The sequence below is a fragment of the Bacillus sp. TL12 genome, assembly GCF_022625245.1.
Taxonomy (GTDB): Bacteria; Bacillota; Bacilli; order Bacillales; family Bacillaceae_G; genus Bacillus_A.
In genome coordinates, this window is sequence record NZ_JAJJBY010000020.1 from 1 (window position 1) to 12,820 (window position 12,820).

The 12,820-nt window shown below is 36.6% G+C and carries 13 protein-coding genes; 10 read left to right on the top strand and 3 right to left on the bottom strand.

Annotation, left to right across the window (positions count from 1 at the left end; genetic code table 11):
• Positions 1-215: 215 nt before the first annotated feature.
• Positions 216-827, bottom strand: a complete 612-nt coding sequence (locus LOK41_RS17700) for a flavin reductase family protein (protein ID WP_241817650.1) — start codon at positions 825-827, stop codon at positions 216-218.
• A gap of 201 nt (positions 828-1,028) precedes the next feature.
• Positions 1,029-2,135 (bottom strand): GerAB/ArcD/ProY family transporter, encoded by a 1,107-nt coding sequence (locus LOK41_RS17705; protein ID WP_241817651.1) that lies wholly within the window; start codon positions 2,133-2,135, stop codon positions 1,029-1,031.
• Positions 2,136-2,605: 470 nt separating this feature from the next.
• Between LOK41_RS17705 and LOK41_RS17710 the strand changes: the two genes are divergently transcribed.
• The 3 genes from LOK41_RS17710 to LOK41_RS17720 all read left to right on the top strand — a co-directional run bounded on the left by LOK41_RS17710 (position 2,606) and on the right by LOK41_RS17720 (position 5,944).
• Positions 2,606-4,204, top strand: a complete 1,599-nt coding sequence (locus LOK41_RS17710; RefSeq protein WP_241817652.1) for a spore germination protein — start codon at positions 2,606-2,608, stop codon at positions 4,202-4,204.
• A gap of 185 nt (positions 4,205-4,389) precedes the next feature.
• The gene (locus LOK41_RS17715; RefSeq protein ID WP_174100515.1) at positions 4,390-4,620 is read left to right on the top strand and encodes a hypothetical protein; all 231 of its coding nucleotides are present in this window, start codon (positions 4,390-4,392) and stop codon (positions 4,618-4,620) included.
• A 112-nt stretch (positions 4,621-4,732) separates the two neighbouring features.
• Positions 4,733-5,944: a Ger(x)C family spore germination protein gene (locus LOK41_RS17720; RefSeq protein WP_241817654.1), complete on the top strand. Its 1,212-nt coding sequence runs from the start codon at positions 4,733-4,735 to the stop codon at positions 5,942-5,944.
• 303 nt (positions 5,945-6,247) lie between these two features.
• Here LOK41_RS17720 and LOK41_RS17725 read toward each other — a convergent pair whose 3' ends face one another.
• Positions 6,248-6,634, bottom strand: a complete 387-nt coding sequence (locus tag LOK41_RS17725) for a DoxX family protein (protein ID WP_241817655.1) — start codon at positions 6,632-6,634, stop codon at positions 6,248-6,250.
• 390 nt (positions 6,635-7,024) lie between these two features.
• Here LOK41_RS17725 and LOK41_RS17730 point away from each other — a divergent pair, with 390 nt between their 5' ends.
• From LOK41_RS17730 to LOK41_RS17760, 7 genes are all read left to right on the top strand, one after another.
• On the top strand, positions 7,025-7,522 hold the full coding sequence (locus LOK41_RS17730) for a PTS sugar transporter subunit IIA (protein WP_000473658.1): 498 nt from the start codon (positions 7,025-7,027) through the stop codon (positions 7,520-7,522).
• Positions 7,523-7,786: 264 nt separating this feature from the next.
• Positions 7,787-8,227, top strand: a complete 441-nt coding sequence (locus LOK41_RS17735) for a low molecular weight protein arginine phosphatase (RefSeq protein WP_241817656.1) — start codon at positions 7,787-7,789, stop codon at positions 8,225-8,227.
• A gap of 138 nt (positions 8,228-8,365) precedes the next feature.
• Positions 8,366-8,809, top strand: coding sequence for a ribose 5-phosphate isomerase B (gene rpiB, locus LOK41_RS17740; RefSeq protein WP_174100474.1), 444 nt, complete (start codon positions 8,366-8,368; stop codon positions 8,807-8,809).
• A 54-nt stretch (positions 8,810-8,863) separates the two neighbouring features.
• Complete coding sequence (locus LOK41_RS17745; RefSeq protein ID WP_241817657.1) at positions 8,864-9,436, top strand: TIGR01440 family protein; 573 nt, start codon at positions 8,864-8,866, stop codon at positions 9,434-9,436.
• Between the two features lie 380 nt (positions 9,437-9,816).
• Entirely contained in the window at positions 9,817-11,058 is a 1,242-nt protein-coding gene (gene glyA, locus LOK41_RS17750) for a serine hydroxymethyltransferase (RefSeq protein ID WP_241817658.1), read from the top strand.
• A 604-nt stretch (positions 11,059-11,662) separates the two neighbouring features.
• Entirely contained in the window at positions 11,663-12,292 is a 630-nt protein-coding gene (upp, locus tag LOK41_RS17755; protein ID WP_003202275.1) for a uracil phosphoribosyltransferase, read from the top strand.
• A gap of 392 nt (positions 12,293-12,684) precedes the next feature.
• Positions 12,685-12,798, top strand: coding sequence for a DUF4024 domain-containing protein (locus LOK41_RS17760; RefSeq protein WP_174100470.1), 114 nt, complete (start codon positions 12,685-12,687; stop codon positions 12,796-12,798).
• The last annotated feature ends 22 nt before the right edge of the window (positions 12,799-12,820 follow it).

A 12,820-nucleotide genomic window follows, 5' to 3' on the forward strand; every position in this document is an offset into this window, starting at 1 on the left:
AATAATATCAGATAATATCAAAGCTGGTCTTTTTTGTTGTGAAGTGGTCGAGCCTTCCAATGCCCTGCGATTCTGAGCGAGCCGTCTCCACTTTTAGAGCTATCTAGCTCCGACGGCTAGAATCTCCGGTCATTTCGCCCCCTCGGTCGAAGCCAAAAGCGCTTCTCAGTCGGGAGCTCCAATGCCCTGCGATTCTGAGCAAGCCGTCTCCGCCTTTAAATAGGCCTTACAAGCTCGAATTGTTCTCCTAGTTTTGCGTAGTTGTGTCCTGCGAGTCTGCTTACTGGTTTTAGTCCTTCTGCATGAATTCTGCCGTTTTCATATAAATGTTCTGCGACGTGGAAGCGGACAACGCGGCCGATTAGTAGGTCGCATGCTGGAGAGTCTTCTGTTCCACCTAGTGGGAAAGCGCGTTCTAATATGCATTCCATTCGAATATTTGCCTCTTTTACGCCTGGTACTGAGATGACATCACTTTCGATAGGGGTTAGTTTCGCTAACTCAATTTCACTTTGATTTGGAGGAAGGTTTGCAGCAGTTTCATTGATGGCCTCCACATAAGATTCATCGGAAATATGTACAACAAATTCACCTTTTTCAATGGCATTTCGAGAAGTATCTTTGCGTTCTCCTCCTTTACGTTGCACTGAAACAGAGATGAGCGGCGGATTGGCGGCAACGATATTAAAATAGCTATATGGAGCTCCGTTTAAAACACCATCTTTTGTTACAGAAGTCACGAATGCTACAGGGCGCGGAATAATACTCCCTGTTAATAATTTGTAATTATCTTTTTCTGTTTGTTCATTTGGATTAATCGAAAGCATATTTGTAATCTCCCTTCCTCGATATGAATACTCTTTGTTTGTTTACAAGATAAGGAGGGGAAATTCCTGCTTAAAAATATTTTTTGGCGGTTTTTGTAAAATTCACGAAGAAAACTTTACACTGCGGTAAACAAGCTTCAATAACAAGACCATAATGTGCATCTTCCACGCTTTGTCAGTGATGCTCTTCAAAGAAAATAACTATTCTCTTTGTTCTTTCTTTCCTTTTCTCCTAACTAGACTGACTATTAACATGATTAGAGGTAAAAAAAGCCCAATTGACAACGAATAGGCTATAGTCGCTGTAGCGTCGAAGTTTTGTTGTTTTACGACGTTTTCATACATAATAATAGAAAGAACACCTACAATCATCGCTAAAGGTAATACTAATGGGCGATAATATTTCAAATTCAAAATTTGTGTAATACCTAAAACAGAAGCGTAAAAATAAAGAGCCATCTTAAAATAGATCGTAATAAACCACATGATCGCTATTGTTCCTTCGATACGTTGGATAAAATCACCTACGTTTATTTCTCTTGCTAGTATAAAGCTTGGATAATTGTGTCTTGCAGTAGTTTCGGCACCTAAAACCAAAATGCTTAAAATTGTGATGATAATAATGACAACTCCCCCAATTATATTTCCAATATAAAACGATTTTCGGGCTTTTTTCGGTTGATTAACTAAGGCAGGAAAAATCATTAATAAAATCACAGAGTTTACAGAAGATGTAGTAATCAAGTGTAAGGATGCTCGTAATATCGTTTTTGTCTCTACCTCAAATACAGGTTGAATATTTTCAAACTTGATTTGTGGAATAAGAAAGACGACTAAAATGATAAAAAGGATAAAGAAAATGGGCATGAATATTTCTGCGGAGCGAGCGATTGTTTCGAGTCCAAGACGTACTCCCATTACCAAAATGAGTATCATCAATAGGTTAAGGGCCAGGGCGGGTGTATTAGGCATCATATGCGTGTTTAAAAAGCTACCATTATAAATCAAAAGAATAGAAGTATAAAGTAATGGCATAGAAACAAAGAAAAGAGATACTATTTTCCCTAACCATTTTCCAAACAATTGTTCATTGATTTGTACAATAGTCATGTTAGGAAAATTACGAACTAAAGTGTTAAATATCCATATTACAAAAACTCCTATCCCTGTACCCACTAGAGATACAATCCAAGCGTCTTGCTTCGCTTCGGCCGCTAATCCTCCTGGAATAATTAAGATAGTCGTACCAATTGTAAATAAAGTTACTAAAGTTAAAAATTGATGTGAATTGATCTTTTCATTTTTCACAATAGGAACCTACCCCATTTTCTCATTAGTTTATACCTACCCAATAGAATTCTTAAAAAGAAAATTTTTAAAAATAATCCTGAGTAAAAGTTTCACTTTACATTATCTGGTGAGGTTTTGTTATTTCATAAGTATGGTCAGGTTTTAACAGTTCCATAACAATTTCCGTATCCAGTAGAAGATATTCGAGGGGGAATTATTTTGTTAGATTTTGGTAATGGGGATGCTATACCGTACTTATTGGAGGTTCAAGTATAATTCAAGTTTAATTGGTAAAAATGAACTTGAAAGAACAAGGTCGAGTAATAGTTATGCGAAAAATCACCGTGAATCAAGAGATTGTTTTCGTAGGTATTCACTAACGTGTTTTTAAATCCTTCGATTACAAATAACGGCTATGAAGTTGAAGTGAAATAGGCTTCAAAATTTATATAAGCAATGAATCAACATTATGAGAGAGGATAAATTGTATGCGTTTTTTTAAGAAACAAAGAAAAAACAGTGTAATATACTCCTCATTCGAGCAAGAAGATGAAAATAAGGAAGATAAAAAAGTCCTGTTAAAAACGAGCCTCGAAGGAAATATTCAATATGTAAAGAAAATGCTTGGGAATAGTAGCGATATAGTGATTAGAGAAATACAAATTGGTAAAGAGGGATTTATTAAAGCAGGCATTCTCTATACGGATGGATTGGTGGATACGAATTCCATTCAGAACTTTATTTTGGAATCGCTCATGTTAGATATTCCTATCGAACAGAATCAAACCATATCACCTCAACAGAACGTTTTACAAATATTGAAAGATCGTATTCTTACGGTTGGAGATATAAAAGATGTTACTGAATTCAGTTCTTTATTCAATTCTTTGTTATCAGGAGATGTTATTTTCCTATTGGATGGCTATGAACAAGGTTTCACTATCTGTATGCGTGGTTGGAGAGACCGCGGTGTCATGGAATCTAGCACGGAAACCGTCGTTCGGGGACCTAAAGAAAGTTTTACGGAGAGCTTACGTACCAATACGGCATTAATCCGCCGAAAAATAAAAGCATCTAATCTTTGGGTTGAATCGAAAAAGATTGGAAGAGTGACCCAAACAGATGTGGCGATCGTATATATTGATGGGATTGCGAATGATAGAGTTGTCGAAGAAGTGCATAGGCGTCTAAATAAAATTGATATCGATGGGGTTCTAGAGAGTGGTTATATTGAGGCATTGATTGAAGATGAACCGTTCAGTCCTTTTCCAACTGTATTTCATTCGGAACGACCTGATGTGATTGCTGCAGAGCTTTTAGAAGGAAGAATTGCTATCGTAGTGGATGGAACGCCGATTGTTCTAGTTGTCCCGACACTGTTCGTTTCTTTCGTACAGGCTGCGGAAGATTATTATCAACGTGCAGACATTAGTACTCTTATTCGTTTGCTTCGTTTTTTAAGTGTTTTTACCGCTCTACTAGGACCATCCCTATATATTGCCATCACTACGTTTCATCAAGAAATGTTACCAACTCCTCTGTTAATCGGTTTAGCTGCTCAACGGGAAGGAGTTCCCTTTCCTGCATTCATTGAAGCTCTCATGATGGAAGTGGCATTTGAAATTTTGCGAGAAGCCGGTTTACGAATGCCAAAGGCTATTGGACAAGCGATATCTATTGTAGGAACATTAGTGATTGGTACTGCAGCAGTTGATGCGGGGATTGTATCGGTTGCTATGGTAATCGTTGTTGCAGTGACGGCGATTTCAAGTTTTGTGCTCCCTGCATCTACCTTTTCTATGTCTATTAGGATACTCCGTTTCCCAATGATGGTGCTTGCCGCCTCTTTTGGCTTATTCGGGATATTCATTGGGTTTATTGCACTTATTCTTCACTTGTGCAGCTTGCGTTCTTTTGGGATTCCTTATATGAGCCCTTTTGGTCCTTTTATCCGTGAGGACATTAAAGATACGTTTATTCGAGTACCTCTATGGCGGATGTTCTCTCGCCCGCGTTTAATTAGTCAAAAAAATGTTAGACGTGAACAAAATTCAGCTCCGAAACCGCCCGAGATAAAGTTTAAATGAGCATAAAAGCTATTAATTCTAAAAATGAAAAACCTGTCTAGTTGGAATTGATAACGTCAGTAGTGATACCAATTTCAAGCTTGCAAAAAGGGATAAGTATAGATAGGTATAAAGACTTGACGACTAGATGCCTCTATATCCCTATTCTCTAATAAATCAAAGGAAGAAAGGAGTACACAAAAGTGATGGCTGTTGCTGGAATCTTTGTCATTGTCACTGCCATTATTGCGATCGATGTTCCTTTTCTGTTAAAAGAAAAATTAAAAGGAGAGTTATGGGTATTTTCTATTCTTCTATTCTTCGGTACTTCGTTAAGCGTTGCTACCGCCTTGAAAATTAATATTCCAAATCCGCTAGATTGGATTACGGCTATTTATAAGCCGCTGTATTACGTTATTGAGGGGTTATTAAGGTGAAAATGATTTTACATCGTTACAATTTTGGGGAACTACCGATCCAATACAGAATAAATGAAACTTTCCTCTTAGATATAAGCATGTATAAATAAATTCGAAAGGTGTTTAATCTATGAAACGCTACTTTACAATGCTTATCATACTGCTTGTATTTCTATTATTTACTACAGGCTGCTGGAATCGTCGTGAATTAAATGAATTGGCTATCACATTAGCCTTAGGAATAGATCGTACAATGGATGGTCAATATCTTGTAACCGCCCAGGTGGTAAATCCAGGAGAAGTAGCTATTACAAAAGGCGGTGGCAGTGGTGGCCGTTCACCGGTAGTTATCTATCAGGCGAAAGGGCAAACCATATTTGAGGCGATCCGAAAAATGACAAAGGACTCCCCGCGGAAAATTTATCCTTCACACCTTCGGATGCTCGTAATTGGTGAGTCATTAGCGAAAAAAGGAATTGGCAAATCGTTAGATCTTCTCTCGAGGGACTGGGAACTACGATCAGATTTTTATATCGCTGTAGCTAAGGGAATGAACGCAGAAGATGTTTTGAAGGTGCGTACACCTGTAGAAAAAATACCTGCTAATAAATTGTTTAATACCCTTAAGGCCTCATCAGAAGCATGGTCAGCGACAAGTTTCGTTACATTAGACAAGCTAATTGTAGATATGGTAAGTGATGGGAAACAACCAGTGTTAACAGGAATCTCCTTACATGTAAAAGCGGATGAAGAAACAGCTTTCAGTAAACAAAATATAGAAGTGATTGATACTCCTGCCCGAATACTCTTTCAAAACTTAGCGGTATTTGAAAAGGATAAATTAGTTGGGTGGTTAAATGAGAAACAAAGCAAGACATATAATGTCATTACGAACAATGAGTTAAGTACAGTTGTGAATGTATCGTGTCCAAAAGGAGGAAAATTTGTTTATCAAGTGATGAACTCAAACACGGAAATGAAGGGTAAGATAAAGAATGGAAAGCCTGAGATAGATTTAAATATTCGTGTGAAAGGTAATATCGGTGAAGTAGCATGCGATATCGATTTAAAAAAAACGGGATCGATTGAAAAATTAGAGGAGATTTATGAAAAAGAATCGGTGGAATTCTTTAAAACAGCAATAAAAGAAGTACAGAAAAAATATAAAATAGATATATTTGGATTTGGAGAAGCGATTCATCGAGCTGATCCTAAAACTTGGAAAAAACTTAAAAAAGATTGGAATGAAAATTTCGAGAACTTGCCCGTAAATCTACATATACAAGGAGAAATCGAACAGGTAGGAACAGTAACTAATTCTTTTTTTGAAAAAATAAAGTAACTTGTTTAGTTTATACAAGGACTAGAGATTCGAAAATAGCGGTCAAAAATCTATTCAAAATTATGCAAACAATAGAAAAGGCTTACTTATTTTACAGAATATCTTTTTATATGAGTGCATAAAAAATTATGCATGTGTTTAGCGTGAAATTTAATTTTAAGCAAGTGTTACATAGATCAAAGCTATAAGAACACTAAAAGACCATCAAGCAAAAACTTGATGGTCTTTTAGGTATTTGAGTTTTAGAAATAAAACACTTCATTATTTGTGGTTCAATAACTATCTTGAAATTGAGATAAATAATTAAAGTAAAACGTAAGCGCCAGGGCCAGTTAATGCAACACCAACTGCAACTGCGATTAAGATCATGTTATATTCAAATCCATTTTGTGTTACCCAGTAGCCATTTTTGCCATGGACTGTAAAGATTGCAACTAGCATTGTACCTACGATAAATAATGCGCCAATCCAAGTGAAGATACCTGCTGCGAATAAGAATCCACCTAACAGTTCAGTTGCACCAGCCATAAATGCCATAAATACGCCAGGGCGTAAGCCAATTGATTCTATCCATCCGCCTGTTCCTTTTAGGCCGTGACCACCAAACCAACCGAATAATTTTTGAGCACCATGACCCATGAATGTAATTCCGATAATAAGACGAATAATAAGAAGACCGATGTCCATCATTTATAAAACCTCCAAAAAGTTATTTACTTACATTACGTAAGTAATAATAAATCAGTTACTTACTTTAGTCAAGTTACTTTCATGAAAAATATGAAGAAAATTTTACAAATCAACAATAAAAAACAAATATGTCATAAAGACCTCTAGACAAGTGGATGGAAAAAAGAGAAAATATAAGAAAGAAGTTAATTCTGATAATTGTTATTCAGACAATCTGAATTGACTGGAATTTTGCAAAGCGATACAATAAGAGTCCATGGGTAATAACGTGATTCTTTTCGAAAGCGTTTTTACAATATAATATTTGAAGTATGAAGTCTTACATGTATCTCAATTATTACTAGGGATTGCCCTATACATTTTCAACCTAATTATAAGGAGGACTATCCTATGTTTAAAAAATTATTTGGTCTTGGTTCAAAAACAAATGCAGAAACAATTGTAGCTCCATTAACTGGAGAAGTGAAAAATATTGAGGAAGTACCAGATCCAGTATTCGCTGGTCGTATGATGGGTGACGGTGTTGCAATCGTTCCAACTGAAGGTGTAGTTGTATCACCAGTAGACGGTGAAATCGTACAATTATTCCATACAAAACATGCTGTTGGAATTAAAGCGAAAAACGGTACAGAAATCTTAATCCATGTTGGTTTAGAAACTGTAAAAATGGAAGGCGAAGGTTTCGAAGCTCACGTGTCGGAAGGACAAGCTGTGAAAGCTGGCGACAAATTAATTTCTTTCGATTTAGAATTAATTCGCGAAAAAGCAAAAAGCACAATTACGCCAATCGTTATTACAAATACAGATGCAGCTGAATCTATTAATACAACTGTAGGTGTTTCAGCTACAAAAGGTTCAACAGAAGTAATGAAAGTTACAATGAAGTAATAATTTTTTGTAAGGAATCCACTTTATATGAAATGGATTCCTTATTTTATTTTATGGTGGGACTTTTCCAGTGGATGTTTCCGTCAAGTATGTTATTATATTTAAGGCACTTGAAACTAGGGTTTCACATATATGTGGATAAGGCGCATTTCTCTTAGAAAAAATAAAGGAGAAATGCGCCTTTTGTATGTTCACATTTCTTTTGTTCCATTGTTAAGTACGTTATGATAAATGTAGAACATTCACTATAAGGAGTGAGCTTGGATGAAGCGAGTGTTATTTGTTTGCACTGGAAATACATGTCGTAGCCCAATGGCAGAGGCGTTGCTTCGTCACTATGGGAAAGGGAATTTTGAGGCGAAGTCTGCTGGTGTTTTTGCTAATCCTGGAAGTGATGCATCTTTGTATGCAAAAGATGCATTAGCCGAAAAGGGAATTAAGGCAGCACATGCTTCGCAGCAAATTACAGAAGAATTACTTGAGTGGGCTGATATGGTACTTACGATGACAGAAAGCCATAAACAACTTGTGCTCGGGCACTATCCGAGTGCTGGGAAAAAGGTGTATACATTTTATGAATTTGTAGAGGGTACAAGTAAGGATATTTCAGATCCGTTTGGCGGTTCTCTCTCTATTTATAAATCGACATTAGTAGAGATGGAAAAACTTGTACAAACTTTATTGAAAAGACATTCAGAAGGTTAATGTTTCGTGTATAATACGATATTGGAGATGATCTTGCTCGGAATGAGCAAGTAAGGATAAGTACTTTACAATCATTTATCAGTGGGCTGAAGAACCCTACTCGATAGAAGTTTCACTAAAATTTTGGAGGGGTAAATAATGAAAGTAGTAGTAGCATCTGATCACGGTGGAATGAATATCCGCAAAGAAATCGTAAGTTTATTAGAAGAACTAAATATTGAATATGTTGATTTAGGCTGTGAATGTGAAGCGGGTTCTGTTGATTATCCTGATTTTGCATTTCCAGCGGCAGAAATGGTTGCAAACGGTGAAGTAGACCGTGGTATTTTAATTTGTGGGACAGGTATTGGGATGTCAATTGCAGCAAATAAAGTACACGGTATTCGTTGTGCGTTAGTTCACGATACATTTAGTGCAAGAGCAACAAGAGAACATAATGATACAAATATGTTAGCGATGGGTGAGCGCGTAATTGGTGCTGGTTTAGCACGTGATATCGCAAAAATTTGGCTAACAACTGATTATGAAGGTGGACGTCACGAAAACCGCGTAGGGAAAATTAAAACATACGAAACGAAGTAATTTTCTATTGGGCATACTAATTTGTTGAACCAATCTGTGAAAGGAAGAGGCGTCATGACGGAAATAGTAAAAGTGAAAGAGCAAATGCAAACATCGCTTTCTGATTTTCAAAAGCAAGCTTCACTGCAAAGCGGTCAAATTTTTGTAGTGGGCTGTAGTACGAGCGAAGTGCTAGGAGAGAGGATTGGGACATCGGGAACGATGGAAGTAGCAGAAGTGATTTTTTCTGAGCTAAAACAATTTCAAGCGCAAACGGGTATAGAATTGGCATTCCAATGTTGTGAACATTTAAATCGTGCTTTAGTAGTTGAGAGAGAAGTGGCAATGAAGTATCAACTTGAAATTGTAACCGTTATGCCCGTTAGATCAGCCGGTGGTGCATTAGCAACATATGCCTATCACTATCTAAAGGATCCTGTAGTAGTGGAGTTTATAAAAGCAGATGCAGGTATGGATATCGGTGATACCTTTATTGGTATGCATCTAAAACATGTTGCAGTTCCAATTCGCACAAGTGTAAAAGAGATTGGAAGTGCACACGTAACGATGGCCAAAACACGTGCGAAACTTATTGGTGGTGCGCGTGCTGTGTATGCGGCAGTAGAAGAAACAGTTACTTGTAGCTAAAGATAAAGTGAAACTTTCGTCAGTGGGGACATCCCCTACTGATGAAAGATCTTCACGAATTGTGCATCGATAGGCGGTTATTTGTTATCTACCATTTGCACCTTAAGGGAGAGCGCTTACAGCTTGTGAATAGTGGGATGAAGAAGAAACAGAAATGTAGTATCTCATATAAAGAGGTATGTAGTCTGACTTTATCAAAGATAAAAAGAAAAGATCAAACTCGGTCTTTTTTTTCTTTTATGATATAGAAAGTCATGTTAGAATGTAGTTGAAAACATGAAGGTTCTAAAGAATTACAACTTGAATTTTCGTTTTTTTCTTAATAAATAAGAAAAAACTATCGGGAATCAGTGTAATTCGTTCAGAAAAGGGGGATTTTGGTGGATCATTTAAAACGTCAAGATGAAAAGGTATTTGCTGCAATTGAAGCAGAACTAGGGAGACAACGTTCAAAAATTGAATTAATCGCTTCGGAAAACTTCGTAAGTGAAGCTGTAATGGAAGCACAAGGTTCTGTTTTAACAAACAAGTATGCGGAAGGGTATCCTGGTAAACGTTACTATGGCGGTTGTGAGCATGTAGACGTAGTAGAGGATATTGCACGTGATCGCGTAAAAGAAATCTTTGGCGCAGAGCATGTAAACGTTCAACCACACTCTGGTGCACAAGCGAATATGGCTGTATACTTCACGATTTTAGAGCAAGGCGATACAGTACTTGGTATGAATTTATCCCACGGTGGTCACTTAACACACGGAAGCCCTGTTAACTTCAGTGGGGTACAATATAATTTCGTAGAATATGGCGTAGATGCTGAATCACATCGCATCAATTATGATGATGTGTTAGCAAAAGCGAAAGAACATAAACCAAAACTAATTGTTGCAGGTGCAAGTGCGTACCCTCGTGCTATCGATTTCAAGAGATTCCGTGAAATCGCGGATGAAGTTGGTGCATACTTAATGGTAGATATGGCACATATTGCAGGTTTAGTTGCAGCAGGTTTACATCCAAACCCAGTGCCACATGCACATTTCGTTACAACAACAACACATAAAACATTACGTGGCCCACGTGGCGGTATGATTTTATGTGAAGAAAAATTTGCAAAGCAAATTGATAAATCAATCTTCCCTGGTATTCAAGGTGGACCACTTATGCACGTAATTGCTGCGAAAGCTGTTGCATTCGGTGAGGCACTTCAAGATGACTTTAAAATATATGCACAAAACATCATTAATAATGCAAATCGTTTAGCGGAAGGTCTTCAAAAAGAAGGACTTACACTTGTTTCTGGTGGAACAGACAACCATCTTATCTTAATTGATGTTCGTAACTTAGATATTACAGGTAAAGTAGCAGAGCATGTATTAGATGAGGTTGGTATTACAGTGAACAAGAACACAATTCCATTTGAAACAGCAAGCCCATTTGTAACAAGTGGCGTACGTATCGGTACAGCAGCAGTAACATCTCGTGGCTTCGGATTAGAAGAAATGGATGAAATTGCATCAATCATTGCTCATACATTAAAAAATCATGAGAATGAAGCTGCACTAGAAGAAGCAAGGAAGCGTGTAGAGGCATTAACAAATAAATTCCCAATGTATACAGATCTATAATAGATGAGATGAAGACTGCTGAAGCATATATTGTTTCAGCAGTCTCTTTTTTATTTGAAACACAAATTCTTAATAGATAGTTTTTTAGAACATTGTTTATTTAACATTTTCTTTATGTACAGGAAAAATAATGTAATATTATTCGTGGAAAACATATACATTTGCGCACGTAATGAATGGATGATGGTGGTCAGTCTTATTAAATTGCTATGTTGAAATCAGCTGGAGAAAATGTTTCTGGTGGAACAACAAATGTACAGTTCTTTGTTGGTTCTCATGTAGAAAAGTTATAATTTCATATTTTAAAAAGTAGAGAAAGAAAGCAGCCTAAATAAAAAAATAACGGCTGCTTTTTTATAAAAAATAATAATAGGTTAGAAGGGCATATATTGTCTCTCAAGTATGTATACAAACGGTGAAGAAATTTTGGATATATAATGAAGGATAGGATTTCCATAATTGGTAAAGATACTGGGTAGGTTCATGATGAATTTGATATTTTTCCAAATTTGCCCTTGAATATTAGTAGCGTTTTCTTTACAATCGTAAATAGTGCAAAACGGCGTGTACACACGCATGAATATCATCTGAAGGAGAGATTCACATGGGAAAACTGTATGTATTTGATCACCCGTTAATTCAACATAAGATTACATATATTCGCGATAAAAATACAGGTACAAAAGAATTTCGTGAATTAGTGGATGAAGTAGCAAGCTTAATGGCATTTGAAATTACACGCGACCTTCCACTTGAAGAAATCGAAATTGAAACACCTGTAAGCAAAGCGAAAACAAAAGTAATCGCTGGTAAAAAGTTGGGTCTAATTCCAATTTTACGTGCAGGCTTAGGAATGGTAGATGGAATTCTGAAATTAATTCCAGCAGCAAAAGTAGGACACGTTGGTTTATACCGTGATCCAAAAACATTGCAACCGGTAGAATACTATGTGAAACTTCCAACGGATGTAGAAGAACGTGACTTTATCGTACTTGATCCGATGTTAGCAACAGGTGGTTCTGCGGCTGAAGCAATTAACTCTCTGAAAAAGCGCGGTGCGAAGCAAATTAAATTAATGTGTATCGTAGCTGCCCCAGAAGGAGTAAAAGTAGTACAAGAAGAACATCCTGATGTTGATATTTATGTAGCGGCATTAGATGAGAAATTAAATGACCATGGTTATGTTGTTCCAGGTCTTGGCGATGCTGGTGACCGTTTATTTGGAACGAAGTAAGACAACAGACGAGAGGGGATTCCCTGCTCGTCTTTTTTATAAGTAAATAAGGGGAGTAGGGGAGGGGACCTGAATCTATATGTGTATGGGATTTTTTGTATATACAACATAACTTGCATATATATCACATATAATATAGAAGTCTAACTTCTATGGAACACTATACTATAGAAGAAAAACGTTATATCGTAAAAATGTAATCGTGACAAACTTGTGAACTTTTTCTTCTATTATAAGAGAAAAAATTCTAGAAATTGCATATCTTTCACCAGTATTTAGAAGGGGAACGTTTTCATTTTTGGCAAGAAATTACTGATACTCAAATTTTTTGATTTTTTACGATTTCTCGTTGACAGTGCTAATACCCTATTGTATGCTAACAACGGGGATAGATGGTAGGGCTTTCAGTGACAAATTTGCATCTATTCCGTGACGAAAAAGTAAACTTTTTATTTTGTATAGAATTTATACAAAAAAATGAGTTATTATTAACACATCGTGAATGAGGGTTACATATTGGAGGGATGA

What these genes read in the sequence shown, in the direction of transcription:
- LOK41_RS17720 (WP_241817654.1), top strand. Translation starts at nt 4,733, where the DNA reads ATGAAACGCTACTTTACAATGCTTATCATACTGCTTGTATTTCTATTA.
- LOK41_RS17715 (WP_174100515.1), top strand. Translation starts at nt 4,390, where the DNA reads ATGGCTGTTGCTGGAATCTTTGTCATTGTCACTGCCATTATTGCGATC.
- LOK41_RS17760 (WP_174100470.1), top strand. Translation starts at nt 12,685, where the DNA reads ATGGTAGGGCTTTCAGTGACAAATTTGCATCTATTCCGTGACGAAAAA.
- LOK41_RS17725 (WP_241817655.1), bottom strand. Translation starts at nt 6,634, where the DNA reads ATGATGGACATCGGTCTTCTTATTATTCGTCTTATTATCGGAATTACA.
- LOK41_RS17700 (WP_241817650.1), bottom strand. Translation starts at nt 827, where the DNA reads ATGCTTTCGATTAATCCAAATGAACAAACAGAAAAAGATAATTACAAA.
- LOK41_RS17710 (WP_241817652.1), top strand. Translation starts at nt 2,606, where the DNA reads ATGCGTTTTTTTAAGAAACAAAGAAAAAACAGTGTAATATACTCCTCA.
- LOK41_RS17745 (WP_241817657.1), top strand. Translation starts at nt 8,864, where the DNA reads ATGACGGAAATAGTAAAAGTGAAAGAGCAAATGCAAACATCGCTTTCT.
- upp (WP_003202275.1), top strand. Translation starts at nt 11,663, where the DNA reads ATGGGAAAACTGTATGTATTTGATCACCCGTTAATTCAACATAAGATT.
- LOK41_RS17735 (WP_241817656.1), top strand. Translation starts at nt 7,787, where the DNA reads ATGAAGCGAGTGTTATTTGTTTGCACTGGAAATACATGTCGTAGCCCA.
- LOK41_RS17730 (WP_000473658.1), top strand. Translation starts at nt 7,025, where the DNA reads ATGTTTAAAAAATTATTTGGTCTTGGTTCAAAAACAAATGCAGAAACA.
- rpiB (WP_174100474.1), top strand. Translation starts at nt 8,366, where the DNA reads ATGAAAGTAGTAGTAGCATCTGATCACGGTGGAATGAATATCCGCAAA.